Origin of the sequence: Stenotrophomonas bentonitica, assembly GCF_002887735.1 — a bacterium.
Classification (GTDB): domain Bacteria; phylum Pseudomonadota; class Gammaproteobacteria; order Xanthomonadales; family Xanthomonadaceae; genus Stenotrophomonas; species Stenotrophomonas bentonitica_A.
The window spans coordinates 936,588-962,872 of record NZ_PKQP01000001.1 but is presented as its reverse complement, the minus strand read 5'-3'; the positions used below and the strand labels follow the sequence as shown (position 1 = coordinate 962,872).

23 protein-coding genes are annotated in these 26,285 nt (G+C 67.7%); 11 read left to right on the top strand and 12 right to left on the bottom strand.

Translation table 11 applies throughout. The features are described from left to right. Positions 1-65: 65 nt before the first annotated feature. Positions 66-842, top strand: a complete 777-nt coding sequence (locus C0R07_RS04205) for an AMP nucleosidase (RefSeq protein ID WP_102788227.1) — start codon at positions 66-68, stop codon at positions 840-842. A 52-nt stretch (positions 843-894) separates the two neighbouring features. Beyond that, positions 895-1,434 carry a DUF924 family protein gene (locus C0R07_RS04200; RefSeq protein ID WP_102788226.1) on the top strand — a complete coding sequence of 180 codons (540 nt, stop codon included), beginning with the start codon at positions 895-897 and terminating at the stop codon, positions 1,432-1,434. Positions 1,435-1,510: 76 nt separating this feature from the next. Here C0R07_RS04200 and grxD read toward each other — a convergent pair whose 3' ends face one another. Beyond that, a complete protein-coding gene (gene grxD / locus C0R07_RS04195) occupies positions 1,511-2,437 on the bottom strand; it encodes a Grx4 family monothiol glutaredoxin (protein ID WP_046273500.1) in 927 nt (308 codons plus the stop codon). 58 nt (positions 2,438-2,495) lie between these two features. Between grxD and C0R07_RS04190 the strand changes: the two genes are divergently transcribed. Beyond that, the gene (locus C0R07_RS04190) at positions 2,496-3,272 is read left to right on the top strand and encodes a polysaccharide deacetylase family protein (protein WP_102788225.1); all 777 of its coding nucleotides are present in this window, start codon (positions 2,496-2,498) and stop codon (positions 3,270-3,272) included. Between the two features lie 30 nt (positions 3,273-3,302). On the opposite strand, the gene C0R07_RS04185 is transcribed toward C0R07_RS04190, so the two are convergent. The 5 genes from C0R07_RS04185 to C0R07_RS04165 all read right to left on the bottom strand — a co-directional run bounded on the left by C0R07_RS04185 (position 3,303) and on the right by C0R07_RS04165 (position 6,697). After that, a complete protein-coding gene (locus C0R07_RS04185) occupies positions 3,303-3,626 on the bottom strand; it encodes a hypothetical protein (RefSeq protein WP_046273502.1) in 324 nt (107 codons plus the stop codon). Between the two features lie 35 nt (positions 3,627-3,661). Next, on the bottom strand, positions 3,662-4,033 hold the full coding sequence (locus tag C0R07_RS04180) for a hypothetical protein (RefSeq protein WP_046273503.1): 372 nt from the start codon (positions 4,031-4,033) through the stop codon (positions 3,662-3,664). A gap of 68 nt (positions 4,034-4,101) precedes the next feature. After that, on the bottom strand, positions 4,102-4,785 hold the full coding sequence (locus C0R07_RS04175) for a class I SAM-dependent methyltransferase (protein WP_167390319.1): 684 nt from the start codon (positions 4,783-4,785) through the stop codon (positions 4,102-4,104). Between the two features lie 17 nt (positions 4,786-4,802). Next, complete coding sequence (locus tag C0R07_RS04170) at positions 4,803-5,423, bottom strand: SGNH/GDSL hydrolase family protein (RefSeq protein ID WP_070473633.1); 621 nt, start codon at positions 5,421-5,423, stop codon at positions 4,803-4,805. Next, positions 5,423-6,697, bottom strand: a complete 1,275-nt coding sequence (locus C0R07_RS04165; RefSeq protein WP_070473632.1) for a pyridoxal phosphate-dependent aminotransferase — start codon at positions 6,695-6,697, stop codon at positions 5,423-5,425. Before C0R07_RS04165 ends, C0R07_RS04170 begins: the two co-directional genes overlap by 1 nt. A 185-nt stretch (positions 6,698-6,882) precedes the next feature. Between C0R07_RS04165 and rsgA the strand changes: the two genes are divergently transcribed. From rsgA to C0R07_RS04150, 3 genes are all read left to right on the top strand, one after another. Next, positions 6,883-7,980: a ribosome small subunit-dependent GTPase A gene (gene rsgA / locus C0R07_RS04160; protein ID WP_026069867.1), complete on the top strand. Its 1,098-nt coding sequence runs from the start codon at positions 6,883-6,885 to the stop codon at positions 7,978-7,980. 31 nt (positions 7,981-8,011) lie between these two features. Next, positions 8,012-9,253 carry a flavohemoglobin expression-modulating QEGLA motif protein gene (locus tag C0R07_RS04155; protein WP_019183773.1) on the top strand — a complete coding sequence of 414 codons (1,242 nt, stop codon included), beginning with the start codon at positions 8,012-8,014 and terminating at the stop codon, positions 9,251-9,253. Positions 9,254-9,430: 177 nt separating this feature from the next. After that, a complete protein-coding gene (locus C0R07_RS04150) occupies positions 9,431-11,722 on the top strand; it encodes a TonB-dependent receptor (RefSeq protein WP_019183774.1) in 2,292 nt (763 codons plus the stop codon). Between the two features lie 221 nt (positions 11,723-11,943). On the opposite strand, the gene phbB is transcribed toward C0R07_RS04150, so the two are convergent. From phbB to C0R07_RS04135, 3 genes are read right to left on the bottom strand one after another with little or no spacing between them, the layout of a single operon-like run. Next, on the bottom strand, positions 11,944-12,684 hold the full coding sequence (phbB, locus tag C0R07_RS04145) for an acetoacetyl-CoA reductase (protein ID WP_019183776.1): 741 nt from the start codon (positions 12,682-12,684) through the stop codon (positions 11,944-11,946). A gap of 25 nt (positions 12,685-12,709) precedes the next feature. Beyond that, on the bottom strand, positions 12,710-14,038 hold the full coding sequence (locus C0R07_RS04140) for a CitMHS family transporter (protein WP_046273531.1): 1,329 nt from the start codon (positions 14,036-14,038) through the stop codon (positions 12,710-12,712). Between the two features lie 40 nt (positions 14,039-14,078). After that, positions 14,079-15,260 (bottom strand): OprO/OprP family phosphate-selective porin, encoded by a 1,182-nt coding sequence (locus tag C0R07_RS04135; protein WP_102788223.1) that lies wholly within the window; start codon positions 15,258-15,260, stop codon positions 14,079-14,081. Positions 15,261-15,416: 156 nt separating this feature from the next. Here C0R07_RS04135 and C0R07_RS04130 point away from each other — a divergent pair, with 156 nt between their 5' ends. From C0R07_RS04130 to C0R07_RS04120, 3 genes are read left to right on the top strand one after another with little or no spacing between them, the layout of a single operon-like run. After that, on the top strand, positions 15,417-16,118 hold the full coding sequence (locus C0R07_RS04130; protein ID WP_102788222.1) for a response regulator transcription factor: 702 nt from the start codon (positions 15,417-15,419) through the stop codon (positions 16,116-16,118). Next, positions 16,108-17,490: a sensor histidine kinase gene (locus C0R07_RS04125; RefSeq protein WP_102788221.1), complete on the top strand. Its 1,383-nt coding sequence runs from the start codon at positions 16,108-16,110 to the stop codon at positions 17,488-17,490. The genes C0R07_RS04130 and C0R07_RS04125 overlap by 11 nt, the downstream gene beginning before the upstream one ends. Beyond that, positions 17,487-18,626 (top strand): ABC transporter substrate-binding protein, encoded by a 1,140-nt coding sequence (locus C0R07_RS04120; RefSeq protein ID WP_070473626.1) that lies wholly within the window; start codon positions 17,487-17,489, stop codon positions 18,624-18,626. Before C0R07_RS04125 ends, C0R07_RS04120 begins: the two co-directional genes overlap by 4 nt. Here C0R07_RS04120 and C0R07_RS04115 read toward each other — a convergent pair. Continuing rightward, complete coding sequence (locus tag C0R07_RS04115) at positions 18,554-19,855, bottom strand: CitMHS family transporter (RefSeq protein WP_102788220.1); 1,302 nt, start codon at positions 19,853-19,855, stop codon at positions 18,554-18,556. The two genes, C0R07_RS04120 and C0R07_RS04115, sit on opposite strands and share 73 nt — an antisense overlap. A gap of 111 nt (positions 19,856-19,966) precedes the next feature. On the opposite strand from C0R07_RS04115, the gene C0R07_RS04110 reads away from it, so the two are divergent. Then, on the top strand, positions 19,967-20,617 hold the full coding sequence (locus C0R07_RS04110) for a LuxR C-terminal-related transcriptional regulator (protein WP_019183783.1): 651 nt from the start codon (positions 19,967-19,969) through the stop codon (positions 20,615-20,617). Here C0R07_RS04110 and C0R07_RS04105 read toward each other — a convergent pair. Beyond that, complete coding sequence (locus C0R07_RS04105; protein ID WP_102788219.1) at positions 20,614-23,277, bottom strand: hybrid sensor histidine kinase/response regulator; 2,664 nt, start codon at positions 23,275-23,277, stop codon at positions 20,614-20,616. The genes C0R07_RS04110 and C0R07_RS04105 overlap by 4 nt on opposite strands. 56 nt (positions 23,278-23,333) lie before the next feature. After that, positions 23,334-24,500 (bottom strand): OprO/OprP family phosphate-selective porin, encoded by a 1,167-nt coding sequence (locus C0R07_RS04100; RefSeq protein WP_102788218.1) that lies wholly within the window; start codon positions 24,498-24,500, stop codon positions 23,334-23,336. Between the two features lie 264 nt (positions 24,501-24,764). Here C0R07_RS04100 and C0R07_RS04095 point away from each other — a divergent pair, with 264 nt between their 5' ends. Next, entirely contained in the window at positions 24,765-26,114 is a 1,350-nt protein-coding gene (locus tag C0R07_RS04095) for a dicarboxylate/amino acid:cation symporter (RefSeq protein WP_070425883.1), read from the top strand. Positions 26,115-26,285 lie beyond the last annotated feature (171 nt).

The window sequence follows — 26,285 nt, the reverse complement described above, 5'->3', positions numbered from 1 at the left end:
TGCCCACCCTCGACGCCACGCGGCGGGTCTCGCAGAATTGTCGCCTGTCGTTCGTTGGATCCATCATGAAAACCAAGCAGGACATCGTTGAAAACTGGCTGCCGCGCTACACCGGCGTGCCGTTGGAACACTTCGGCCAGCACATCCTGCTGACCAACTTCGGTGGCTACCTGCAGACCTTTTCCCAGCTCACCGGGGCGCCCATCCAGGGCGCTGACCGGCCTATGGCCAGCGTCACCAGCGACGACATCACCCTGATCAACTTCGGCATGGGCAGCCCCAACGCGGCCATCATCATGGACCTGCTGTCGGCGGTGATGCCCAAGGCCGTATTGTTCCTAGGCAAGTGCGGCGGGCTCAAGCGCAAGAACCAGCTGGGTGACCTGATCCTGCCGATCGCTGCGATCCGTGGTGAGGGCACCTCCAGCGATTACCTGCCACCGGAAGTCCCGGCCCTGCCGGCCTTTGCCCTCCAACGGGCGGTCTCGACCATGGTCCGCGACCTCGGCCACGACTACTGGACCGGGACCGTCTACACGACCAACCGCCGGGTCTGGGAGCACGATGAAGCCTTCAAGGAAAAGCTGCGGGTGATGCGCTGCATGGCCATCGACATGGAGACGGCAACCCTGTTCGCCGCCGGCTTTGCCAACCACATCCCGATCGGGGCCTTGCTGTTGGTGTCCGACCAGCCGATGATTCCCGACGGCGTGAAGACCGAGGTCTCCGATGCCAAGGTCAGCTCACAGTTCGTCGAGAACCATATCCAGATCGGTATCGAGGCACTTAAGCTGATACGGCGCAACGGCAAGTCGGTCCGCCACCTGCGTTTTGACGAGTAACGGCAATGGAACGGATGGGCGTCTTGGGGCGGGCCATTCACAGGGGTAATAAATGGACGTGGCGGCACAAGTAGTGGAGTTCTGGCGCGACGCCGGACCGCAGAAGTGGTTCGCGCGCGATGACGCGTTCGATGCGCGGTTTCGCCAGCAGTTCCAGGACGCGCATTTCGCCGCCGCCCGGCGTGCGCGCGAGCATTGGCTCAGCAGTGCCGATGGCGCGCTGGCGCTGATGATCCTGCTCGACCAGTTCCCGCGCAACTGCTTCCGCGATACGGCCCATTCCTACGCCACCGATGGCCTGGCGCGTCATTACGCCATGCGGGCGGTGGAAGAAGGCCTGGACCTGCAGCTGGTGCCCAAGCTGCGGGCCTTCATCTATCTGCCGTTCGAGCACTCCGAGGATCCGCAGGACCAGGAACGCTCGGTGGCGATGTTCGAGGCGCTCGGCGACAAGGAATACCTGCAGTACGCCGAACTGCACCGCGACATCATCCGCCGGTTCGGCCGCTTCCCGCACCGCAATGCGGTGCTGGGCCGGATGCCGACGCCGGAGGAACTGGATTACCTGGCCGAAGGCGGGTTTGCGGGATAACCGATGGACGCCCGGGCGCCACGCACAAAAAACGCCGGCATTGCCGGCGTTTTTCTGTGCAGGAACGTGCTGAAGATCAGTACTTCGGCACGCCGTTGTCCACCTCGTTCGACCAGGCATCGATGCCGCCGGTGATGTTGGACACCTTGGTGAAGCCCAGGGCACGGAACTGCTCGGCGGCCTGTGCGCTGCGGCCACCGTGGTGGCACAGGAAGGCCAGCGCGGTGTCCTTGGGCAGGGCTTCCAGGCGGGCGCGGTTGTCGCCGTCGAACGTTTCGAACGGGGCGTTGATCGCCGCGATCGCACGCTCGTCGGCCGGGCGCACGTCGACCACGGTGATGCTGCCGGCACGCAGCTGGTCGTCGGCGTCGCGCACGCTCAGTTCCTGCACCGCCTTGGGGGCGTTCGGGTTGTCGATCGCCAGGCCCTTGCCGCGGATGTCGTCCACCCAGTCGATGGTGATGCCTTCGGCGCGACGGGCGCTGGCCAGGTCGAACTGCACGCGCAGGCCGTTGGACTCGGCGGCGATCGCGTTGTCGTCGTGCGGGGCCAGCTGGAAGTTCGGCTGGAAGCGCGCGTCGATGCCCAGCTGCAGCGCAGCACCCGGGGAATCGGCCAGCGCGCCACGCAGCATTTCCACCGCGGCCGGGGTCACGGTGATGCGCGGCGGGGTGCGGTCCGGGGCGGCCAGCCCAAGCACGCTGCTCAGCTCACCGCTGCCGGCCATCTGCAGGATGATGTCGCTGCCACCGATCAGCTCGCCATCGATGTACAGCTGCGGGATGGTCGGCCACTCGCCGTAGGCCTTGATGCCTTCGCGGATCTCCGCGTCGGCCAGCACGTTGACGTGGTCGAACTCCACGCCGAGGTCCTGCAGGGCGCCGACGGCCTTGGCCGAGAAACCGCACTGCGGCATGCTCGGCTGACCCTTCATGAACAGCACGACGCGGTTGGCGTTGAGAATGGATTCGATGCGCGAGCGCAGGGCGGGATCAAGGGACATGACGGTCGGGGTCCGGATATGCGAACCGCCTATTCTACGCGGCATGGCATCATGGGGCATGACCGTACCGGAAACGTTGTATCGCATTCCCCGGCGCCCCTGGCGCTGGCTGCCGTGGCTGGTGCTGTCGCAGGTGCTGGTGGTGCTGGCCTGGGTCGCTTGGGGCTGGCGCTGTGGGCTGCCGCTGATGGTGGCGTCCCATGCCCTGTTCATGGTGCCGGTGTTCCTGCCCAACAGCCGCTTCTATGCCCCGGTGCTCAGCCGCCTGCCCGGCCAGGCGCGCAAGGTCTGGCTGACCATCGATGATGGGCCGTCGGAAGAAACCCCGGCGGTGCTCGAGCTGCTGGACCGTTACGAGGCCAAGGCGACCTTCTTCCTGGTCGGTGAACGCGCGCAGGCGCGGCCGGAGCTGGTGCAGGCGATGCTGGCCCGCGGGCACAGCCTGGGCAACCACAGCCACAGCCACCCGCAGACCCGCTTCTGGCGGCTGGGGCGGCAGGCCATGGCGGAGGAAATCGCGCTGTGCCAGCAGGCCCTCACTGCGATCGCCGGCACGCCGCCGCGCTGGTACCGCTCGGTGGTGGGGATGACCAATCCGTTCGTGGCCCCTGCATTGAAGCAGTGGCAGCTGACCCGGGTCGGCTGGAGCGCCCGTGGTTTCGACGGTGTCGATTGCACGCCCGGCCAGGTGGTCGAGCGGATCACCCGTGATCTGGCGCCCGGCAGCATCGTGCTGCTGCATGAGGGTGCCGCGCATGGCCACAACCTGGCCATCATCGAAGCGGTGCTGCAGGCGGTGCAGGCGCGTGGCCTGCATGCCGGCCTGCCGGACTGACGCCAGACCGGGGACCGGCGCAGGCCGGGCTCAGCTCAGCGAGCCGATGACCATCAGCAGCACCACGCCGAGCATGCTGCCGATCGAGAACACCAGGCCGAGCACGGCGAACACGCGGCGGCGGTCCGCCTGCAATGCACCGGCCACGCCCAGGCCGAAGGCCACCAGCTGCATCAGGGCGGTGAGCATCAGGCCAAGACCGACCAGGATCGCCGACATCGAGGTTTCTTCCATGCCGCCTGGCGTCGTGGTCTCGATGATGCCGGCGATGACGACCAGGCCCAGCATCAACACGGCGCCGCACACGGCGGTAATGAACGCGGCAATACCCATGCCGGAATGAGGGGTGTGCATCAGGGCTCCTTGTCGATGCGGTGGAACGGACGGTGTCAGTGGGCCAGGGCGGGCGTGGTCGGGGTCGTGGCGCCTGCGGGCGGGTGCGACGCATGCCACTGGTCGCTGATCCAGCCCCCGAGCGAGAGCTGGGCGATCAGCAGGCCCAGGGTCACCAGCAGCGCGATGATGCCGAACAGGCGGCGCCGGCGGGGTTGCAGCACGCTGCCCAGGCCGAGCAAAAGGGCCAGGATCGCCAGGCCGACGCTGCTGCCCAGCAGTGCGGCCAGCGACCATGGCAGCTCGCGCATCGCCGCGTGTTCGGGCGCATGGGCGTAATGCATGCTCAGCAGCAGCATCACCAGGCCCACGCCACTGACGATCAGCGCGGCGATGCCAAGCGCGGAATGTCGGGTCTGTCGAGGCATGGGCGGCTCCGTGCCGGAAGGGGGGCGCGAGTATGCGCGCGTGCGGCCGGTGGCGCGAGCCACGTCGGTCAAGCGACGCGCGCCCGATCGCCGACGATCAGCCAGTTGTTGAACGGGGTGTTGCCATACAGCGGTGTCATCCGCAGCTGCAGCCCGGCCCGCTCCAGGGGGGCGCGCAGGCTCCCGGCATCGGGGTAATGGCGTGGCCGCGTGCCCATCCACCCGACCAGGTGCGCGAGCATGTCGGTGATGCGCGTGGTGCGATCGCGGCCACTGTTGTCGGCCAGCACAGTGCGGATCACCAGCCGCGCACCGGGCGCCACGCGTGCGGCGGCCTCGTGCAGCAACCGGGTCTGGGCCGCGGCGGGCAGGTACTGCAACACGTCCAGCAGCGCGACGTTGCCGTGGTGTGCGGGCAGGGCGGCGCTGGCATCCACGCAGGTGAACCGGGCGTGCGGCAGCGCGGCGCGTGCGCTGGCCCGCTCTGCGCGGGCCACTTTGTCGGCGTCGATATCCAGGCCGTGGTACGCCAGCGCACTGCCGTGCTGGTGCAGCACGTGGGCCAGCAGGCCCAAACCGCAGCCGATATCCAGCAAGGGCGCGGCAGGAGCATCCTCCAGCGCGGCGAGCACCCCGGGATACAGCGGATCGCTGCCAAGTTTGCCGCGGCTGTAGTAGTAATCGCGGCGGTTGCCGAAGCGCTGTGCCGGCAGGAACGCCGTGGCGATCCGGCGGGCCTGTTCCTTGGCCAGCGGCAGCGTGGCCTCGCTCAGCGGCTGGGCTCCGCCCACAGCACGCGCGTTACTTCAAACGCGCGCTGGTGCCACAGCGTGTACATCGCCGCGGAGGGGTGCAGGCCATCGTCGGCCAGCATCACCGTCTCGCCCCCCCATTGGCGGCTCAGGTCGGTGATGTCGACAAACGCTACATCGTGCTCGGCGCAGATCGCTGCCGCCGCCGCGTTGTAGGCATCCAGTTCCTGCCCGATCTGCACGCGGTCTCGCCCGGATGCCACGGCATACGGGGTCACGCCCCAGTCGGGGATCGAGAGCACCAGCACCCGCGCGGCACGGTCACCGGCGAAGGCGAGCGCGCGCTGCAGCAGCGCGGTGAAGCGCGGGCGGTACTCGTCCACGCTGCGCCCACGGTATTGATCATTGACCCCGATCAACAGGCTCACCAGCTCGAACGGCCCCTGCGGTGCGCCTGCATCGATACCGGCCTCGAGCTCGTCGGTGGTCCAGCCGGTGGTGGCGATGATCCTGGGATCGTCCACCGCCACGCCGATATCGCGCAGGGCGGCGGCCAACTGCATCGGCCAGCGCCCGGCGGGGTCAACGCCTTCGCCGATCGTGTAGGAATCGCCCAGGGCCAGGTACGGCAGGCCCATCAGGCCACCGCGCTGCGCGGCTTGAGCGGCACCACCTTGGTGTTGGCCTCGGCACGCCGTGCCAGGGCGCGATCGATGCGCGCGAACACATCACGCATGACCTCCGGCTCGGGCAGCAGGGTCACACGGAAGTGGTGGCGGTAGGGCACGTTGAAGCTCGAGCCCGGGACCACCAGCACGCCTTCCTCGTTCATCAGTTCCAGCGCGAAATCATGGTCGTCGAAGCTGCGCGCCGCCGCACCGACCACCGCCGGGAACGCATACAGCGCACCGGCCGGGGCCACCAGCGACAGGTGCTCGCTGGCATTGCAGGCCTCGATCACTGCGCGGCGGGTTTCATACAGGCGGCCACCGGGCGCGCACAGCGGCGAGATCGTGTCCGGCCCGTTGACCGCCGCATCGATGGCGTACTGGCCCGGCACGTTGGCGCACAGGCGCAGCGCACTGAGCAGATCCATCGCTGCACGGAACTCGCCCAGCCGCTCGGCCGCACCGGACAGCATCGCCCAGCCCACGCGCCAGCCGCAGGCGCGATGCACCTTGCTCAGGCCGCTGAAGGTGATGCACGGGTGGTCGCCCGCCAGTGGTGCGACGGCATGGAACTGCGCGTCGTCGTAGAGGATCTGGTCGTAGATCTCATCGACCATCAACAGCAGGTTGTGCTTGGCTGCGATGGCGACGATGCGCTCCAGCAGCTCACGCGAGTAGCTGGCGCCGCTGGGGTTGTTCGGGTTGATCAGCACGATCGCGCGGGTGCGCGAGGACACCAGCGCCTCGATCTCGACCGGGTCGGGCTGGAAGCCGTTCTCCGGCGCGCAGCGGTAATAGACCGGGCGGCCATCGTTGAGGATGGTCGCGGCCGACCACAAGGGGTAATCGGGCGAGGGCACCAGCACTTCGTCGCCCGGGTTGAGCAGGGCGCGCAATGACAGGTCGATCAACTCGCTGACGCCGTTGCCGATGAATACCCGGTCCGGGTGCGCATCGGGTGCGCCGCGCCGGGCGTACGCGGCGGCGATGGCTTCGCGCGCCTCCGGCAGCCCCTGCTGGTGGGTATAGGGATCGGTGCGGCCCATGTCGTCGGCGATCGCGCGCTGCAGGTGCTCCGGCGCACGGAACCCGAAATTGCCCGGGTTACCGATGTTGAGCTTGATCAGCTTGCGGCCCTGGGCCTCCAGCTCCCGCGCTCGTCGCGCCAGTTCGCCCCGGATCTCGTAGCGGACTTCGGACAGGCGCTCGCGGGTGGCGAGCGGCTTCAGCGGAGGCGTGGACATGAACGGGCCGTCATTCAGGCATGGAAACCGCATGGTAGCGGAATTGTTGCGTTGCAGGGCAAGCGTTTCCGGCCGCATTCCCTGCGCTGGCAAGGCGGTTTCAACTGAAAGGATTTCCACGGGTCGACCCCAGCGCCGGCCCATCGCGGCGACGCCCGGCCGCCACACCCTTTAGAATGGGCACGATGAGCGAACCCACTGATTACCGTGCCCTGCAGACCATCGGCTGGCCCTGGCCGGGCGGCCCTGAACTGCCGGCCTGGCAGGCCCTGTTCGAGCAGTTCCCGCAGGCGCGCCCGGGCCGGGTGATCGAGCAGCATCGCACCGGCTACATCGTGTCCGATGCACCTGACGCGGCGATCAAGACCGAGTCGCCGCCGGAGTGGCAGCGCCCACGCTTCCCCAGCCACGAGCGCGCAGCGGTGGGCGACTGGGTGCTGCTGGAGGGAATCAAGATCGTGGCCCTGCTGCCGCGGCGCACCGCGATCAAGCGTGGCGCGGCCGGCGAGCATTACCACCAGCAGGTCATCGCGGCCAACATCGATACGGTGTTCATCGTCTGTGGCCTGGATGCGGACTTCAATCCGCGCCGGATCGAACGCTACCTGCTGCTGGTCGGCGGGGGCGGCGCGCAGCCGGTGGTGGTGCTGACCAAGGCCGACCAGACCGAATACAGCCAGGACGCCCTGGACGTGCTGGAAGAACTGGCCGCGCAGAACATCCCGCTGCTGGCCATCAACGGCAAGGACCCGGCCAGTGCCTCGGCCCTGCTGCCGTGGCTGGCCGCCGGCCAGACCGTGGTGCTGGTGGGATCTTCCGGGGCCGGCAAGTCGACCCTGACCAATACGCTGCTGGGCGAGGAGCGGATGAAGACCGCCGATGTGCGCGTCAACGACTCGCGCGGGCGCCACACCACCACCCACCGCGCGCTGATCCCGCTGCCGGCCGGCGCCTGCCTGATCGATACCCCCGGCATGCGCGAACTCAAGCCGACCGGTGAGGAGGCCCTGAGCGAAGGTGGCTTCTCCGACGTGGAAGCCCTGTCGGCGCAATGCCGCTTCCGCGACTGCGCCCACCAGCGTGAGCCGGGCTGCGCGATCCGCGCGGCCATCGAGGACGGCACGCTGGATGAAGAGCGCCTGCTCAACTACTTCAAGCTGAAAGAAGAAGTGGCCGCCGCCGCTGCCAAGCTGGCCGTGCGCCAGGCGCAGCAGGCGATCGAACGCAAGCACGTGGGCAAGGGCGCCCAGTGGCGCCCGGGCGGTAAGGGCGGCCGGCGATAGCTTTTGCTACTGTCCGTCCATGGACACGCCAATGACCGTGGATCGTGACGTTGCCCACCACACCGCGCTCGATGCCCAACTGGTCGAGGCGGTGGGCGGGATCAAACTGCTGGGATTGACCAGCTGGCCGGCCGCGCTGCAGGCCCCGTTCCTGGCCAGCGTCGCCCGCGGCCAGCCGGTGCTGCCGCAGGTCGATTACCCCCGGCTCGATTTCAGCGATACCCGCCACCGGCTGGCTGCGATCAGCGCCCAATGCGATCCCGACCATCCCATCGGCCTGTATGTGCAGCGCTCGGCGCACAGCTGGGACCAGGCCGCCGGCCTGCTCGAATCGCTGGGCACCGCCGAGGTCGACCGTTATTCGGTGGAGTTGTTCGGCGCGCCGGAGCAGCCATTGCCAGGCAATGGACCCAGTACCCGCGATGCTGCCCGCCACTTCATCCAGATCGCGCAGGAGCTGGACCACGAACTGCTCGCACCCGAAGAACAGGTGCCGGTCTCGGCCACGGCCCTGCAGCTGCAGTTGCAGAGCGATCTGGATGCGTTCTTCGAGTCGCGCATCATCACCGTGCAGCTGGATCCGGAGCTGATCTCCAAGGCCGCCGCCGGTCCCAACCGGATCCGCCTGCGCACCAGCGCCCGCTTCAGCGCCTACGATCGCGCGCAGCTGTTCCACCACGAGGCGCTGGTCCACTCACTGACCGCACTCAACGGCCGCGAACAGCCCCACCTGCCCAGCCTGGCGCTGTCGTCGCCGCGGGTCACCGCGACCCAGGAAGGGCTGGCCACGTTCGCCGAGCAGATCACCGGCAGCATCGACATCGAGCGCCTCAAGCGCATCAGCCTGCGTACCGAAGCCATCGCGATGGCACGCGAGGGCGCCGATTTCATCGAGGTGTTCCGCTATTTCTGCGCGGCGGGGCAGAACAACGAAGAGAGCTTTGCCTCGGCCCAGCGCGTGTTCCGCGGCGTGCCGCCGAGCGGCGGCGCAGCCTTCACCAAGGACACCGTGTACCTGCGCGGGCTGGTCTCGGTGCACACCTTCTTCCGCCACATGCTGGCCGAGGACCGCCTGCAGGTCTGCCGCTGGTTGTTTGCCGGCAAGATGTCGCTGACCGATGCGATCGCGTTTGCGCCGCTGTTCGAAGAGGGCATCCTGCGCCCGCCGCGCTGGCTCCCGCACTGGGTCAGCCGCGCGAATGGGCTGGCCGGCATGCTCGCCTTCTCGCTGTTCGCCAACCGCATCCGCATGGACCAGCTCGCCCCCGAGTAGTGCCGGCCGCTGGCCGGCAAGCTCGCGCGCCTTCCACATGCACTCAGTGCGTTAATGAGCACTGCATCGCAATTCATCTGCGATGACCCGCACCGTAAACATCCTTTCATGTTCCGCTCGCATGCTGGTCATGCACCTGCATTGCGCAGGTCATCTTCCCCCATGTAACGGACGACCATGCTTACCCGACCCCTGACGATCGCGGTGGCGCTCGCGCTGTGCGCCGCCAACGCCCACGCTGCCGATGTAGACGCCACCGCCGCTGCCAACGTCGCGCTCAGCGCGCAGACCCTGGACACCGTTTCGGTGATCGGCCAGGGCGAGACCCGCCAGGTGCAGCGCATCACCGCCGTGGACAAGGAAGTGCTGCCGCCGGGTACCAGCGGCCAGAAGATCCTCGACCGCCTGCCAGGCGTCTCCGTGCAGTCCAACGATGCCTTCGGCGCCAATGAAGAATCGCAGACGATCAGCCTGCGTGGCTTCGACAAGAGCCGCCTGGGCTACACACTGGATGGCATTCCGCTGGGCGACAACAGCTACGGCAACTACAACGGCCTGAGCATCGCCCGTGCGCTGATCGCCGAGAACCTGGCCGGCGCCGAGCTGTCGCAGGGCATCGGCTCGCTGGGCGTGGCCTCCACCAGCAACCTCGGTGGCACCATCCAGTACTTCTCGCAGGACCCGTCCACCGAGTTCGGCGGCAAGGCCAGTGTCACCGTCGGCGATGACAACCAGCGCCGTGGCTACCTGCGCGTGGACACCGGCGATATCAATGGCTTCTCTGCCTACGTGTCCGGCGTGCACCAGGACGCGGACATGTGGGCCGAGCCGAACCAGAACCAGACCACCCGCCAGTTCAATGCCAAGGCGATCTGGAACGTGGGTGACAATCGCTTCGGCGCGTTCGCGGCGACCTCGCGCGTGAGCCAGGCCAACTACGCCTACCTGTCCAAGAGCATGTTGGCGCGCGGCCTGGGCTGGGACTGGAACATCTACGCGCCGGACTGGGATCGCGCCGTCGCCGCCGCCTATTGCGCACCGGGCACCTACAACGCCCAGAAGTGTGCGTTCACCGGTGGCGTCAACAGCATCGATGATGCGTACTACCAGAGCCGCGCGCTGCGTGATGACAACCTGTACTCGCTGGATGCCGACCTCGCGCTGGGCGACAGCGCCCGCCTGAAGCTGCTTGGCTACCACCATGAGAACCGTGGCCAGGGCCACTGGTGGGCACCGGGCCAGCCGTCCAACCCGGGCACCCCGGAGATGTTGCCGATCTCCATCCGCAGCACCAATTACACCATCAACCGCCAGGGCATCACCGCCGCGCTGAGCTGGCAGTGGGGCATCCATTCGCTGGAGGCAGGGCTGTGGTACGAGCGCAACGACCACAACGTGGAGCGCAACTTCTACTACATCACCGGTCCGTTCCTGGATGACGGCTACCTCAACCACCCGGACCGCCGCCTGTTCGACCAGGACTTCGACATCCGCACGCGCCAGTTCTACGTGCAGGACCGCATGCGCTTCCTGGACGACCGCCTGACCGTGGATGTGGGCATCAAGAGCCCGAACACCCGCATGACCGCCAACGCGAAGCCGGGCACCGAAGCCAGCTACGCCTCCGGCACCCTGACCGCCAAGGAATCGGTGCTGCCGCAGGCCGGTATCGGCTTCAAGCTGAGCCCGAACCAGGAAGTATTTGCCTCGTACTCGGAGAACATCGCCGCCTTCGTCGGCGGCGGCAGCGGTGGCCCGCTGCAGGTCTCGCCGGAATCCTTCGCCGCCAGCGCCGGGCTGGAGCCGGAAAAGTCCAAGACGCTGGAAGCGGGCTTCCGCACCTTCGGCGAGAAGTACCAGGCCTCGATCGCGGCCTACCACGTGATGTTCGACAACCGCCTGCTCTCGCTCAACCCGTGCACCAGCATCGAAGTGGGTACGCGACCGGAGTGCATCACGCGCTTCATCAACGTCGGTTCGGTGAAGAGCCGCGGTGCGGAACTGACCTTCATCCTCAAGCCGATGGACGGCCTGCAGTGGTACAACGCGCTCTCGTGGAACAAGACCACCTACGAGGACAACTACACCTCGGGCGGTGCGATCGTGCCGGTGGCCGGGAAGATCACGGTCGATACGCCCGAGCGCATGGCCTCCAGTGAAATCAGCTGGAACCGCGATGGCTTCTTCGCCAGCCTGCGCGCGAAGTACACGGGCAAGCGGTATTACACCTACACCAACGACCAGTCGGTGCCGGGTGTGACCACCTTCGATGCGGGCATGGGGTACTCGTTCGGGCCGGGCATGGGCCTGCGCGACATCAAGGTCTCGCTCAACGCGACCAACCTGACCAACAAGCGCTACGCCGGCCAGCTCAGTTCGTTCGCCCCGACCGACCCGACCGGCACCCGCTACGCGATCCACGCCAGCGCGCCGCGCCAGCTGTTCATGACGGTCGCTGCGGAGTTCTGATCCGGTGGGGTAGCCACCGACCGTCGGTCGGTGGTGCCGGTAGTGCCGGCCGCTGGCCGGCAACCCCCTGAACCCGCCATCGCGAGGCGCCGGCCAGCGGCCGGCGCTACCGAAACGACGTCCACATAACGCAAACCAGCGAAAAAAAAGCCGCGATGCCAATCAGCATCGCGGCTCACCTCGTGGGGGAGGTCACGCATCAAACAGGACGCGCAAAATCCTCAGAACATGTGCAGACCACCATTCACCGCATAATCCGCACCCGTCACATACGCCGCGTCATCCGACGCCAACCACGCGCACAGACTGGCCACCTCCTCCGGCTTGCCCAGACGACGGATCGGCACCGAACCCGCCAGGCGATCCAGGACATCCGGCGGGAAACTGCTGATCGACTGGCTCGCGATATACCCGGGCGAAATCGTATTCACCGTCACCCCGCGCGTTGCCACCTCATTGGCCAGCGCCCGGCTGAAACCATGCATCGCCGCCTTTGCCGTCGCGAAGTTCACCTGGCCGATCTGGCCCTTGTGCGCACTGACCGAGCCGATGTTCACGATCCGGCCCCAGCCGCGCGTGCTCATGCCATCGATCACCTGCTTGGTGATGTTGAACAGCGCGTGCAGGTTGGACCCCATCACTGCATTCCAGTCGTCCGGGCTCATCTGGCGGAACAACACGTCGCGGCTGCCCCCGGCATTGTTGACCAGCACGTCGATCTCGCCCACCTCGGCTTTCACTTTCGCAAACGCCGCCACCGTGGAGGCCCAGTCCGCTGCATTGCCCTCCGAGGCGATGAAATCGAAACCAAGCTCGCGCTGTTCGCGCAGCCAGGCAGCCTTGCGCGGCGAATTGGGTGCGCAGCCGGCCACCACGGTGTGGCCGTTGCGGGCCAGCTTCTGGCAGATGGCAGTGCCGACACTGCCCATGGCGCTGGTGACGTAGGCGATGCGAAGAGTCATGGCGGAACGCTCCTTGGTAAACGGGTCAGGACGCAAGCGGATACAGACCGAACAGAAGCCCACCGAACATCAGCAGCAGCGAAATGCCGATGGCCCATTTCAGGGTGAACTTCTGGTGGTCGGCGAACTCCACCTTGGCCAGGCCGACCAGCAGGTAGGTCGAGGGCACCAGCGGGCTGAGCAGATGCACCGGTTGGCCGGCCAGCGAGGCACGCGCCATTTCCACCGGGGTGATGCCGTAGTTGCCGGCCGCTTCGGACAGGATCGGCAGCACGCCGAAATAGAAGGCGTCGTTGGACATGAAGAAGGTGAAGGGCATCGAGGCCAACGCGGTGATCACCGCCAGGTACGGACCCCAGCTGTCGGGAATGACCGCCAGGAAGCTGTGCGACATCGCCTCGACCATGCCGGTGTTGTTGAGGATGCCGGTGAAGATGCCGGCCGCGAAGATGAGCGACACCACCGACAGCACGTTGCCGGCGTGGTTGACCACACGGCGGCGCTGCTCGGCCAGGTTCGGGTAGTTGATGACCAGGGCGATGGCGAAGCCGACCATGAACAGCACCGGCATCGGCAGCACGCCCATGATCAGTGCGGTCATCAGGGCAAGCGTCAGGGCCAGGTTGACCCACAGCAGCTTCGGCCGCTTGATGTCTTCGGCATCTTCCACGGTCGGCAGGGTGTTGCCGTCATCGGAGACGCTGTTGTCCATCCAGCTGCCGCCCTGCGGCAGGGTCACCACGCCCAGGCGACGGCGTTCCTTCATGCCCAGGTACCAGGCCAGCACCAGCACGCCGGCGCAGGCGATCACCATCGAGGGAATCAGCGGCACAAAGACGTCGGCCGGGTCCACGTGCAGCGCGGTGGCGGCACGGGCGGTCGGCCCGCCCCACGGGGTGAGGTTCATCACGCCACCGGCGAGGATGGTCACGCAGGTCATGTTCAACGCGTTCATGCCCAGGCGCTGATACAACGGCAGCATCGCCGACACGGTGATCATGTAGGTGGTCGAGCCATCGCCGTCGAGCGAGATCAGCATCGCCAGGATGGCGGTGCCGAGCACGATCTTCATCGGGTCGCCCTTGACGAAGCGCAGGATGATCCGCACCAGCGGATCGAACAGGCCCGCATCGATCATCACCCCGAAGTACAGGATGGCGAACATCAGCATCACGCCGGTCGGCGCGATCTTCTTGATGCCTTCCAGCATCATGTCGTCGATGCCGGCCGCGAAGCCGCCGATCAGCGCGAACAGGATCGGAATGGTGATGAGGGCGACCAGCGGCGAGAGCCGCTTGCTCATGATCAAATACATGAATGTAATGACCATGCCAAAGCCGAGGATGCTCAGCATCATCTGCATTCTCCAGAAGAAACGGTGCGGAAAGTAGGCATCAGAAGTCGTACTGCAGGCGGCCGGTGACCGCGCGCGTGCGATCCACGGTGGCGTCGGCCAGGCGGTCGCGGTTGCGGCTTTCGATCAGGTTGAGCATGAAGCGCAGGTTCGGGCGCATGTACCAGTTGCCACCCAGCGTCCACGCCTCGGTCTGGCCGTCGCGCAGGTCCGGCTGGCCGATCAGGTGCTGGTCGCCGCGCATCTGGTCATAGCGCAGTGCCAGTTCGAACGCGCCGGCGGTGTGCTGGAAATCCTTGACCCGGCCGAAGCGCCCCGTCTTGCGGTCGTACACGCGCGATTCGCCGGTGACGAACCAGCTGACCAGGCCGTAGCCGGCCAGCACCTTGCCGCGCTGGCTGCCGTCGTCGAAGGTGGCGCCGCTGAATTCGCCCTGCCAGGACAGCGGCCCGTTCACCTGTGCGTACTCCAGCGACCACTTGTTGACGTCGGTGTCGCGCCCGGCCGAGAGATCGACCAGGGTCAGGCGGCTGTTGTCGGAGAGGTGGCCGGCCGGGCGCGGGCGGATGCGCAGGGCAGGCACGCCGTCCGTGCCGGGGTTGTCGTAGCGCTCATGGGCCAGCGAGAGGCCCAGGTGCAGCACGTCGCCGGCGGTGGCGCCCGGCGCCCAGGTAGCGCGGCCACCGGCGGCACGGCCTTTGACCTGCCATGCGTCGATGCTCTCCAGGCTGTAGGCGCTGGCCGCCCACGTCATGTCGCCGCGTGCGGCCTGCCAGGACGCGCCGAGGCGATACAGCGGGGCCAACGTGGTGCCGGCGTTGCCGCGCTCCAGGAAGGTGCCGTAGTTGGAACTGGTGCGGTCATCCAGCGAGAAGAACTGCTTGAACTGGCCCACGGTCAGCTTGCCGGCATCGCCGAAGCTGCGGCTGACGAACACGTCCTTGGCCTCGACCCGGTCGCCGGAGAAATCCGCTTCCATCTTGTAGTCGACCACGAAGAACTTGCCGGATACGTCAAGCCACGCGCGGCGGATCTCGGTGTCGTCCTTGTTCGGGGTGCCGCGGCGGTCGTTGTGGAAATCGGCGAAATCCAGGTGCAGGCGGCCGCCGAGGCTGGCGGTGACCGGGCGCTCGTCATCACGGTCGTCGGCGGCCCAGGCCGGCGCGGCCAACAACAGCGTGCAGGCAGCCGGCAGACAGCAGCGCAATGCGTTCAGTTCCATGGACCCTCCCAGGTGCCGGATGTTCAGTGGTGACGCGAGGGCGCAGCCTAGTGCCGGGATGCTGTCATCCACCTGTCAGTCATTGCTGCACCGCAGCGAAGCGCACGGAGGCGGCCGCACGCGCTAGCATTCCCGCACCTTTCCCGATCCCGACCGATGCGCATCCTGCTGGTGGAAGACAACCCGGACCTGGCCGACGCGATCGTCCGCCGCATGCGCCGCAGTGGGCATGCCGTGGACTGGCAGAGCGACGGGCTGGCCGCGGCGAGCGTGCTGCGCTACCAGAGCTTCGATCTGGTCGTGCTCGATATCGGCCTGCCCAAGCTGGACGGTCTGCGCGTGCTGGCCGGCATGCGCGAGCGCGGCGACAGCACGCCGGTGCTGATGCTCACCGCGCGTGACGGGATCGAAGATCGCGTGCAGGCGCTGGATGTCGGCGCGGATGATTACCTCGGCAAACCGTTTGATTTCCGCGAGTTCGAGGCGCGCTGCCGCGTGCTGCTGCGCCGCACCCGCGGGCAGGCCAGCGAGGTGGTGCAGATTGGTGGCTTCCAGTTCGACAACGCCGCGCACCGGGTCAGCCTGGAGGGCCAGCCGATCGAGCTGCCCAACCGCGAGTACCGCCTGCTTGAGATCCTGATGGGGCGGCTGGGGCAGGTGGTGGGCAAGGACGAGATCGGCAACGGCCTGTTCGGCTTCGATGACGAGGCCGGCCCGAACGCGATCGAACTCTACGTCGGTCGCCTGCGGCGCAAGCTGGCCGATGCACCGCTGCGCATCGTCACCGTACGCGGCAGCGGCTATCTGCTCGAAGCACACGACGCCACGCCTGATGACAGCCGTCCCGATGGCGGGTGATGCCCGCGCGCCGAGCTCGATCCGGCGCACGCTGTGGCTCTATCTCGGCGGCTTGATGGCGCTGTTCGCCGTGGCGCTGTTCTTCGGTGCACGCGACTATGGCCAGCGCGCCGCCAATCGTTCCTACGATCACCTGCTGGTGTCCTCGGCACTGTCGATCATCGATTCGGTGGCGCTGGTGGAGGCGCAGTGGCAGGTCGATCTGCCCTACGCCGCGCTCGACCTGCTGGCGATGGCGCCGGAAGACCGCGTGTTCTATCGCGTCTCCGATGCACGCAACCAGACCGTGACCGGCTACGGCGATCTGCCGGCGCCGCCGCGCGCGCCGAGCGATCGCCCGCAGTTGTTCGATGCGCCGTACAGCGGCGAGACCGTGCGCTTCGTCGTGGTGTCGCGGCGGGTCTCCTCCCCGTCCGCGCAGGCGGAAGTCCGCGTGCAGGTCGGGCAGACCCGGCGCGCACGCGAGGCGCTGGCCCAGGACATGGTGACCCGCGCCCTGGTCGCGATCGTGGTGCTCTCGCTGTTGTCGCTGGCCCTGGTCGCGCTCGGCGTGCACCGGGCGCTGCGGCCGCTGGTGCGGGTCGAACGCGAGCTGTCCCGGCGCGAGCCCTCCGATCTGCGGCCACTGGATGCGGCCACGCCGCAGGAGATGGACCAGATGGTCGGTGCGCTGAACCGCTTCATGGGGCGGCTGTCGACCAGCAATGAAACCCTGCGCGCGTTCATGGCCGAGGCCGCGCACCAGATGCGTACGCCGCTGGCCGCGCTGCGCGCGCAGGCGCAGCTGGCACTGGATGATGATGATCCGGAGGACATGCGCCGCAGCCTGCAGGCGATCGAGCGCAACGCCACCCACATGAGCCGCCTGCTCAACCAGCTGCTCAGCGATGCCAGCGTGATCCATCGCGCGAACCTGCAGCGGTTCGCGCCGGTGGACCTGGCCGAGACCGTGCACCAGGCCCTGCATGAGGCGCTTCCGCAGGCATTGCCCGCACCCCGCGTGCAGTTGGCGGTGACCCGCGAGCCGGCCTGTGTCAACGGCGATGCACTGCTGCTGCGCGAAGCGATCAAGAACCTGATCGACAACGCGCTCAAGTACGGTGGGGACGGCGCGTTGCAGCTCGCGTTGACCACCGATGACACCCACTGCGTACTGACCATCGCCGATCACGGCCGAGGCATCGCGCCGGCCGATGCGGAGCGGGTCTTCGAGCGTTTCGCGCGTGGCGAAGGTGCGGCCGCCGGTGGCGCCGGGCTCGGGCTGGCGATCGTCAAGCGCGTGGTTGACAGCCATGGCGGCCATATCGATCTGTCCAACCGGGTGGGCGGCGGCCTGATCGCCACGATCCGGCTGCCGAGGAGGCACGCATGAAGGTTCTGTCTGGTCTGTGGTTGATGCTGGTGGCTTTCACCGCAGCGGCCGACCCCGGCGACGTGCAGCGCTTTCCCGCGCAGGGCGCGCCCACCGCGCAGCTGCGCATCCATGGCTCGACCGACATCGAGGTGTTCGCCACGGTGATCGCCGACTACCAGCGGTTGCATCCGGGGACGGAGGTGATCTACGAAGACATCATCACCCAGGATATCTACAGCCGTTACCTGCACGTGCCGGGGCCTGGTGCGGCACCGGATCTGCTCATCAGCAGTGGCATGGACCTGCAGACCAAGCTCGTCAACGATGGACACGCGCTGCCGCACCGCTCGGCGCAGACCGATGCCTTGCCCTCCTGGGCGCAGTGGCGGCACGAGGCGTTCGGGATCAGCTACGAGCCGGTGGTCATGGTCTACAACACCCGCCGCCTGGCGGCGAACCGGGTGCCGCGCACGCGCCGGCAACTGCTCGATCTGCTGCACGCTGCCGATGCACCGTTGAAAGGGCGGGTGGGCACCTACGATATCGAGCGCAGCAACGTGGGTTACCTCATGGCCACCCAGGACAGCCAGCGCGGCAGCATTGCCGGCGCGCTGCTGGGTGCACTGGGCGACAACGCGGTGCAGTTGGAGGAACGGACCGGCGTGCTGCTGGACCGGGTCAGCCGGGGCGAACTGGCCCTTGTCTACAACGTGCTGGGGTCCTATGCACGCGCACGGATCGAGGCCGGCGCGCCGTTGGCCATCGTCGAGCCGGAGGACTACACCCTGGTGGTGCTGCGTACGGCGGTCATACCGCGCAGCAGCCGGCACCCCGAGGAAGCGGGCCGATTCCTGGATTACCTGCTGTCTCCGCGCGGGCAGCAGGTCCTCTCACGGGAGGCACGCCTGACCTCGATCCTGCCCGCGGCTACTACTGGCGGCGGGCCATCCAGCAACCTTCGCCCGATCCAGCTCGGCCCCGGCCTGCTGGTGTATCTGGACGCACTCAAGCGTCGCCAGTTCCTGGAAGCCTGGCGCGCCAGCGTGCTGCCCGCAGGCAGTGACAGCACGCCGCGCGAAGATCAGAACACGCCCAGCAACCAGGCAGCCCCCAACAGAAGCAGAGAGAAGCCCCACATCCACCCCAGCGAGTAGCGGATGTGGCGCCCGATGTCCGCTCCGGCCAGCCCCAGCGCCAGCCATAGCGCCGGTGAGAACGGGCTGATGAAGGTCCCCACGATGTTTCCGATGGTCAGCGCATACACGCTGTGCGCGGGGTCCACGCCGAGCGGCGTAGTGATCTCCAGTACCACCGGCAGCAGTCCGAAATAGTAGGCATCGGTACTGAGCAGCAGTTCCATCGGCAAGCCGACCACGCCCAGCAGCACATGCAGCCATGGCAGCATGGAGTCGGGAAGCACATGGGCCAGGTCCGCCGCGATGGAGCGCAGCATCCCGCTGCCGTCCATCACCCCCAGGAACGAGCCCGCGGCCAGGATGATCGCACCCATCTTCAGCGCCGCCGGCGCATGCGCGGCGATCGCCTCCATCTGCTGCGCGGGGCGCCGGTAGTTGATCAGCAGGGCCAGCGCCAAGCCGATCATGAAGATGTAGGCCGAGGGCAACAGACTACCGACCAGCGCACCCAGGACCGCGACGAACAGCAGCGCGTTCAGCCCCGCATGGCGCACGGGTACTGGCGCCGCTGCGCGGGGCAGCGGCGCAGCGGTCCCGGCAGGCGCCAGGTCGCCACCGCTGGCGGCGAGGCGGGCAGCACGCCCGCGTTCGCGCAGTCCCAGCACGGCCGCCATCGCCAGCAGCAACACCGCACCGACCACCTGCACCGGCACCAGCGGCTGCCACAGCACGCCGACGTCGATGCCGGTCACGGCGGCAGCGCGCCCGAGCGGCCCCGCCCACGGAAGCATGTTGAAGATGCCTGCACCGGTCGCCAGCAGGAGCAGCATCAGGTACGGACTCATGTGCAGGCGCCGGTACAGCGGCAGCAGCGCCGGCACGGTGAGCAGGAAGGTGGTGGCACCGGCACCGTCCAGATGCGCCACCATCCCCAGCAGTGCGGTCATCATGGCGACCGCGACGACATTGCCCGCGGTCATCCGCACCAGCCCGTCAACCAGGGGGCGGAACAGCCCCGCATCCTGCAGCACCCCGAAGAAAGTGATCGCGAACATGAACATCGCAGCGATCGGGGCGACCCGCCTCAGGCCGTCATTGAAGTAGCCAGCAAGCGCATCCGTGCCGGTTCCGACAATCAGCGCAGCCACCAGCGGGACCAACACGAGGGCGATGATGGCCGTCGTTCGCCCGGTGATCAGCAGAGCCACCAGTGCAGCAATGGTCAATAGCCCGATGAGTGTCAGCATGCAGCCTCCAGTACAAGGAAATGTCGATCCGACCCTGTCACCGGTGAGCTGTCATCCAGCTGTCAGCGGCCGAATGCGACAGTGCGCCGGGTGGCATGCCACACTTCGTGCATGAGTGACATCACCGTCCTGGTCGCCGATGACCACCCGCTGCTCCGCGCTGCGGTCGTGCATTCCCTGCGTCAGGCGCTGCCGCAGGTCCACGTGATTGAAGTGGCCAGTGCCGCGACACTGGAAAGCGCGCTCGATCAGCACGCCGAGATCGAACTGGTCCTGCTCGACCTGACCATGCCCGGTGCGCGCGGATTCTCCTCGCTGCTGCACGTACGCGGTGCGCATCCGGACATACCGGTGGTGATCGTGTCCTCCAACGACCACCCGCGCGTGATCCGGCGGGCGCAGCAGTTCGGCGCGGCGGGGTTCATTCCCAAATCAGCGCCGGCCGAAACGCTCGGCCAGGCGGTGGCGGCGGTGCTCGATGGCGGCGTGTGGTTCCCGGCGATGGCGGCAGAGCGGTCCGAATCCGATGCGCTGCTGGCCACGCGGCTGGCGCAACTGACCCCGCAGCAGTTCCGGGTGCTGTTGTGCCTGGCCGACGGCCTGCTCAACAAGCAGATCGCCTATGAACTGGGCTTGGCCGAAAACACGGTCAAGGTGCACGTGACCGCGATCCTGAAGAAGCTCGAGTGCCACAGCCGCACGCAGGCGGCGGTGCTGGTGAAGGCGCTGGAGCCGGAAGGGGACGCAGGCCCCGGCATCTAGCGCGTGGCATCACCGCGATGGCGCAGCAGCACCTGCGTCATCAGCGCGCGCAAGGCCGGCGGACGCACCGGCTTGGACAGGAATCCCCACCCGTTTTCGGCCGCCTGTGCGCGCAGTGCATCGTCGCGTTCGGCCGTGACCAGGATCACCGGGGGCCGCGCCTGCCATTGCACGCACAGCGCCTCGTAAAGATCGGGGCCATGGAACTCGCCCATGCGCACATCGAGCAGCAGCAGCTGCGGCACCGTGGCGGGCGTGGCCAGGTCCAGCGCGGCCTGCGGGCCATCGGCCAGTTCCACCGCACAGCCCCAGCGTTCCAACAGCGCGCGGGTGGCGGCGCAGACCCGCGGATCATCATCGATGCTCCAGACCCGGCAATGGCGTAGCGGGCTGTCATCGCCGGTGTCGACCACCGGGGCAGCCGCGGGTGCCGATGCGGGCACCACGTCTGCCGCCTCGCCCATGGGCAGGCTTACCGAGAACACACTGCCACGCCCCAGCGTCGAGCGCAGGCGGATCGGGTGGCCGAGCAGGCGGCCGATGCGCTCCACGATCGCCAGGCCCAGTCCGGCCCCGCGTTCCTGGTCCACGCCATCGTCCAGCCGCCGGAACTCTTCGAAGATCTCGCCCTGCAGGCTGTCGGGAATGCCCGGCCCCTGGTCATGCACTTCGATGCGCAGCTGGGCACCGTCGCGGCGGCACCCGATCAGTACCCGGCCCCGCGGGGTGTAGCGCAGCGCATTGGACAGGAAGTTCTGCAGGATCCGGCGCAGCAACGCCTCGTCGCTGACCACCACCGCCTGCGTATCCACCCAGCGCAGCTGCAGGCCGCGGCTTTCGGCAGCCAGGCCGAACTCGCGCGCCAGCGTTTCCAGCAGCGGCGACAGCGCAAAGGCGCGTACATGGGTCTGCAGCGCACCCGATTCCAGCCGCGAGATATCGAGCAGGCTGTTGAGGATGGCGTCCTGCGCCGCGAGCGCGGCATCCACGTGCTCGCTGAGTTCGCGCGCGTCGCCCTGCAGCTTGCCGCGCAGCACCGAAACGAACATCCGCGCGGCGTTCAACGGCTGCAGCAGATCGTGTACGGCCGAGGCCACGAACCGGGACTTGTAGCGGTTGGCCCGTTCGGCTTCGCGGCGCGCTTCATCCAGATCCCGGGTGCGCTCGGCGACGCGGTGCTCCAGCGCATCGGCGAGCGAGCGCAGTTCGCGCGCGGTGTTCTTGTAGGCGGTGATGTCGGCATAGCTGGTGACGAAGCCACCGTCGGGCAGCGGGTTGCCGCGGATCTCCAGCACCGTGCCGTCGTCTTTCTCGCTCTCGCGCATGTGCGGGCGCCCGCTGCGCAGATGGTTCAACCGGCGTTCGATGGCTTCATCGATCGGCCCGGGGCCAAGCAGACCACGGCGCGCGTTGTAGCGGAAGATCTCCTCGATCGGGCGTCCGACCCGGATCAGCCCGGTCGGAAAGCGGAACAGCTCCAGATAGCGCGCGTTCCACGCCACCAGCTTCTGCTCGTTGTCGATCACCACCACGCCCTGTGGCAGGTGGGCCAGGCTGCGGCTGAGACCGCTGTCGGCCTGCTGCGCGGCCTGCAGCACGCCGTCCTGGGCGGTGCGCAGCTCCTGTGCATGCTGCTTGAGCACGCTTTCCAGCTCGCGCCGGCTGCGCTGGCGGTGCGCGGCCAGGCGTCGGCGCTGCTGCACGAACAGGCCCAGGAAACACAGCGCCAACCAGATCCCGCCAGCGGCCAGCGCGGCGCTGCGGCCGACGGCCGTGCTGGCGCTGGCGTCATGCAGCAGGTGCAGTTTCCACTGCGGTTCGTTCAGGGCCAGCGTCTGCCACAGCACCGGCCGTGGCAGGGCGGGCTGCTCCACACGCACCATGCGCCCGCCATCGGCCAGCACCTCCGCGGTGCGGGCCTGCAGCGGCTGCAGCGAGCGGTCGGCGTACTGGCGGGTTGCCAGCATCTCGCTGCGCTCCTGCGGGCCGAGCGGGCGCAGCAGGCGGTAACGCCAGGCATCGCCGTTGGCCAGGAACACCACGTCATGCGCGTCGGTGGCCAGCACGATGTCCGGGCTCTGCAGCCATTCCTGTTCGAGTGCGCGCAGCTCGATCTTGATCGCCACCACGCCCAGCACGGTGCCGCGATCGTCGTAGATCGCCTGCGAGAGGAAGTAGCCCGGCACGGCCGTGGTCATGCCGATGCCGTAGAAATGCCCGCTGCCGCGCGCCATCGCCTGCTGGTAGTAGGGGCGGTAGCTGTAGTCCTCGCCGACATTGCTGGTCGGCTGGTCCCAGTTGCTGGCGGCCACGGCGATGCCGTGCCGGTCGATCAGGGTCAGGGTCGAGGCGCGGGTGACGCTGTTGGCCTGGGCCAGCTTGAGGTTCAGCCGCTGCCGCTCGGCGGCGGTGAGCGGATGGGACACCGCCTGGTGCAGGTCCGGGTCCAGCGCCAGCACCTGCGGCAGCGTGCCGAAGCGATCGATGCGCTGCTGCAGGGTCTGCGCATACAGGCCGAGCTGACGCCGCACCTGCAGGCTTTCGTCATCCAGCGCCCGCTGTTGCGCATAGCGCCCGGCCAGCAGCGCACACAGCGCCGTGCCGCCGAGCATCAGGACGATGAGCAGCCACCAGGGGCGATAGCGGGAGACGCGGTACATGGCGCCAGTCTAGGCAGGGCAGGGCGGACGCGCGTCAACGCGTCCGCCGGGCGGGCTCAGAAATGCATCTGCGCGCGCAGTTCGAAGATCTCCGGCTGGCTGCGCACGCCGCGACGGCTGGCGTCGACCTTGACGTAGTTCGCCTGGAACTTGAAGTGCGAGGTCAGGTACCAGTTGGCGCCGAAGGTCCAATCGTGCTGGCGGCCGCCGAACACGTCGGCATCGTCCAGATCGATGCGGCTGTAGCGGGTGACCAGCTCGACCGCGCCGTAGCCGTGGGCCGGCTTGACGTTGGCCACCGCGCCGGCGCTGTACGGGCGCGATTCGCCGGTCAGGATCCAGCTGGCCATCGCGTACTGGCCGCTGCCGGTGTAATCCGGCTTGCCGTCACGGCTGACCGTGGTCTGCAGCGCTTCGCCCTGCAGCGAGAACGGGCCGCGGATCCAGATGCCTTCCAGCCCGGTGCGCACGATCTTGTCGGCGGTGGTCAGGGCACCGGAGTCGACCAGGCGGATGTCGGTCAGGCCGGCTTCGGGACGCGCACGCAGGCGCGCGCTGGCGGCGTGCGAGACGTCACGGCCATCGCGGTAACCGCGCGGGTTTTCCTGCGAATACGCCAGGCCCAGGTGGACCACGTCGCCTGCGGCCTTGACCGGGGTCCACACGCCGCGCACGGCCTGGGTGGTGCCGGGGTTGTCGCCCTGCAGGTCCTTGCCGCCGTAGGCGCCAGCCTGCAGCAGGTACTGCGGGCGCTCCAGCACCCATTCGGCACCGGTGCGGCGGCCTTCGTAGAACGCCTGCACGGGCAGGGCGGTTTCCAGGAAGCTGCCGGCGCGCGAGGAGGTGCCGGCATCCAGGCCGACCGGGGTCTTCATGTAGCCGAAGCGGAAGCGGCCGATGTCGCTGCCGAAGAAGGCCTTGCTCTCGAAGCGGACGAACACGTCCAGCCAGGTGTCGGCCTGGAAGTCGTAATAGACCATGGCGTCGTACACGCCCTTCTTCTTCAGGGTCGCGCCGAATTCCTTGCGGCGCACGGCGTCGGCGTCTTCGATGCCGCTGCCGCCGGAGAAGTCGTTGAGGTCATAGGCGATGTTGGCAGTCGCTGCCAGCTCGGTACCGTCACTGAAAGTGGTCTTGGTCGGCCAGTTGTCCCAGTCGGCCGCGGTGGCGGCGAGCGGGGCGGTGGTCAGGGCCAGGGCGATGAACAGGGGCGTAGGGCGCATGGGCGGTAGCTGCTTGAATAAGGGTGGGGCAGTACAACAACGGCCGCGGACGGCAAATCTGTGGGTCTGTCCCCCTTGATCCGCTGCCGGGCCACCCGCCGCCGTGGGGGCGCGGTGCCGGGGCAGTGTAGGCAGTCCGGCCAGCTGAACCGGGGGGCTAGTACCAATAGGTTATCTGCGTTGGCGAGATGCGGGCGTAAAAAGGCCACGCCAGATGCCGCCCAACGCGGCCGGCATCCTTCGTGACACTGCCGGAGCTTTCCCATGCACGTTCCCACCACCGCCCCGCTGGCGGCCAAGCCGCTGCCGTTCTACCGCCAACTGTATTTCCAGGTGGTGGTGGCGATCGTCCTCGGTGCCATCCTCGGCCATTACGAGCCGGCCTTCGCCGAATCGCTCAAGCCGCTGGGCGACGCCTTCATCAAGCTGGTGAAGATGATCATCGCCCCGGTGATCTTCCTGACCATCGTCACCGGCATCGCCGGCATGACCCACCTGCGCACCGTGGGCCGGGTGTTCGCCAAATCGATGGCCTACTTCCTGTTCTTCTCCACGCTGGCCCTGGTGGTCGGCATGGTGGTGGCGCACGTGGTGCAGCCGGGCGCGGGGATGAACATCAACCCGGCCGACCTGGACCAGACCGCTGTCAACGGCTATGTGCAGAAATCCCATGAGCTGACCCTGGTCGGCTTCGCGATGGACATCATCCCGGCCACCCTGGTCAGTGCCTTCGTCGAGGGCAACATCCTGCAGGTGCTGTTCGTGGCGGTGCTGTTCGGCATCGCGCTGGCCCTGACCGGCGAGAAGGGCCGCCCGGTGCTGACCTTCCTGGAGGCGCTGACCGCGCCGGTGTTCCGCCTGGTCCACATCCTGATGAAGGCCGCCCCGATCGGCGCGTTCGGCGCGATCGCCTTCACCATCGGCAAGTACGGGGTCGGCTCGCTGGTCAACCTGGCCTGGCTGGTCGGCTCGTTCTACCTGACCGCCTTCCTGTTCGTGGCGGTGATCCTGGGCGTGGTCTGCCGCCTGTGCGGGTTCTCGGTGTTCAAGCTGGCCCGTTACCTCAAGGCCGAGCTGCTGCTGGTGCTGGGCACCTCATCCTCGGAATCGGCGCTGCCCTCGCTGATGGAGAAGATGGAAAAGGCTGGCTGCAGCAAGTCCGTGGTGGGCCTGGTGGTCCCGACCGGTTACTCGTTCAACCTGGACGGCACCAACATCTACATGACCCTGGCGGCGCTGTTCATCGCCCAGGCCACCAACACCGAGCTGACCCTGGGCCACCAGATCGCCCTGCTGCTGGTGGCGATGCTCAGCTCCAAGGGCGCCGCCGGCGTGACCGGTGCCGGCTTCATCACCCTGGCCGCCACCCTGGCCGTGGTGCCGGAAGTGCCGGTGGCCGGCATGGCGCTGATCCTGGGCGTGGACCGCTTCATGAGCGAATGCCGCTCGCTGACCAACTTCATCGGCAATGCCGTGGCCACGGTGGTGGTCTCGCGCTGGGAAAACGCGCTGGACCGTGACCGCCTGGCGATGGTGCTCGATGGCCGTGAAGCCGAGCTGCCGCCGCTGGTGGTCGATGACCTGCCGGCGACGCTGCCGGCCCCGGCGCATTGAGCCCGATGAGCTGATTGTGTGGTGCATGGTCGTGCCGTTCCTGCCGGGGCGGCACGGCCATGTTTTGTTTTGAAGGCCCGGTGCGCGCTGCTGGATTATGTGCGGTTGCAGCATGACCGCGACAGCGTAGCGACAGGTCCGTCCACGCCAACGGGGGTATGATCCCCTGTT

What these genes read in the sequence shown, in the direction of transcription:
- C0R07_RS04165 (WP_070473632.1), bottom strand. Translation starts at nt 6,697, where the DNA reads ATGTCCACGCCTCCGCTGAAGCCGCTCGCCACCCGCGAGCGCCTGTCC.
- C0R07_RS04120 (WP_070473626.1), top strand. Translation starts at nt 17,487, where the DNA reads ATGAAGGTTCTGTCTGGTCTGTGGTTGATGCTGGTGGCTTTCACCGCA.
- C0R07_RS04180 (WP_046273503.1), bottom strand. Translation starts at nt 4,033, where the DNA reads ATGCCTCGACAGACCCGACATTCCGCGCTTGGCATCGCCGCGCTGATC.
- C0R07_RS04095 (WP_070425883.1), top strand. Translation starts at nt 24,765, where the DNA reads ATGCACGTTCCCACCACCGCCCCGCTGGCGGCCAAGCCGCTGCCGTTC.
- C0R07_RS04200 (WP_102788226.1), top strand. Translation starts at nt 895, where the DNA reads ATGGACGTGGCGGCACAAGTAGTGGAGTTCTGGCGCGACGCCGGACCG.
- C0R07_RS04170 (WP_070473633.1), bottom strand. Translation starts at nt 5,423, where the DNA reads ATGGGCCTGCCGTACCTGGCCCTGGGCGATTCCTACACGATCGGCGAA.
- C0R07_RS04185 (WP_046273502.1), bottom strand. Translation starts at nt 3,626, where the DNA reads ATGCACACCCCTCATTCCGGCATGGGTATTGCCGCGTTCATTACCGCC.
- C0R07_RS04130 (WP_102788222.1), top strand. Translation starts at nt 15,417, where the DNA reads ATGCGCATCCTGCTGGTGGAAGACAACCCGGACCTGGCCGACGCGATC.
- C0R07_RS04205 (WP_102788227.1), top strand. Translation starts at nt 66, where the DNA reads ATGAAAACCAAGCAGGACATCGTTGAAAACTGGCTGCCGCGCTACACC.
- C0R07_RS04115 (WP_102788220.1), bottom strand. Translation starts at nt 19,855, where the DNA reads ATGCTGACACTCATCGGGCTATTGACCATTGCTGCACTGGTGGCTCTG.
- C0R07_RS04140 (WP_046273531.1), bottom strand. Translation starts at nt 14,038, where the DNA reads ATGCTGAGCATCCTCGGCTTTGGCATGGTCATTACATTCATGTATTTG.
- C0R07_RS04100 (WP_102788218.1), bottom strand. Translation starts at nt 24,500, where the DNA reads ATGCGCCCTACGCCCCTGTTCATCGCCCTGGCCCTGACCACCGCCCCG.
- C0R07_RS04155 (WP_019183773.1), top strand. Translation starts at nt 8,012, where the DNA reads ATGACCGTGGATCGTGACGTTGCCCACCACACCGCGCTCGATGCCCAA.
- C0R07_RS04125 (WP_102788221.1), top strand. Translation starts at nt 16,108, where the DNA reads ATGGCGGGTGATGCCCGCGCGCCGAGCTCGATCCGGCGCACGCTGTGG.
- grxD (WP_046273500.1), bottom strand. Translation starts at nt 2,437, where the DNA reads ATGTCCCTTGATCCCGCCCTGCGCTCGCGCATCGAATCCATTCTCAAC.
- C0R07_RS04135 (WP_102788223.1), bottom strand. Translation starts at nt 15,260, where the DNA reads ATGGAACTGAACGCATTGCGCTGCTGTCTGCCGGCTGCCTGCACGCTG.
- C0R07_RS04190 (WP_102788225.1), top strand. Translation starts at nt 2,496, where the DNA reads ATGACCGTACCGGAAACGTTGTATCGCATTCCCCGGCGCCCCTGGCGC.
- C0R07_RS04110 (WP_019183783.1), top strand. Translation starts at nt 19,967, where the DNA reads ATGAGTGACATCACCGTCCTGGTCGCCGATGACCACCCGCTGCTCCGC.
- C0R07_RS04105 (WP_102788219.1), bottom strand. Translation starts at nt 23,277, where the DNA reads ATGTACCGCGTCTCCCGCTATCGCCCCTGGTGGCTGCTCATCGTCCTG.
- rsgA (WP_026069867.1), top strand. Translation starts at nt 6,883, where the DNA reads ATGAGCGAACCCACTGATTACCGTGCCCTGCAGACCATCGGCTGGCCC.
- phbB (WP_019183776.1), bottom strand. Translation starts at nt 12,684, where the DNA reads ATGACTCTTCGCATCGCCTACGTCACCAGCGCCATGGGCAGTGTCGGC.
- C0R07_RS04150 (WP_019183774.1), top strand. Translation starts at nt 9,431, where the DNA reads ATGCTTACCCGACCCCTGACGATCGCGGTGGCGCTCGCGCTGTGCGCC.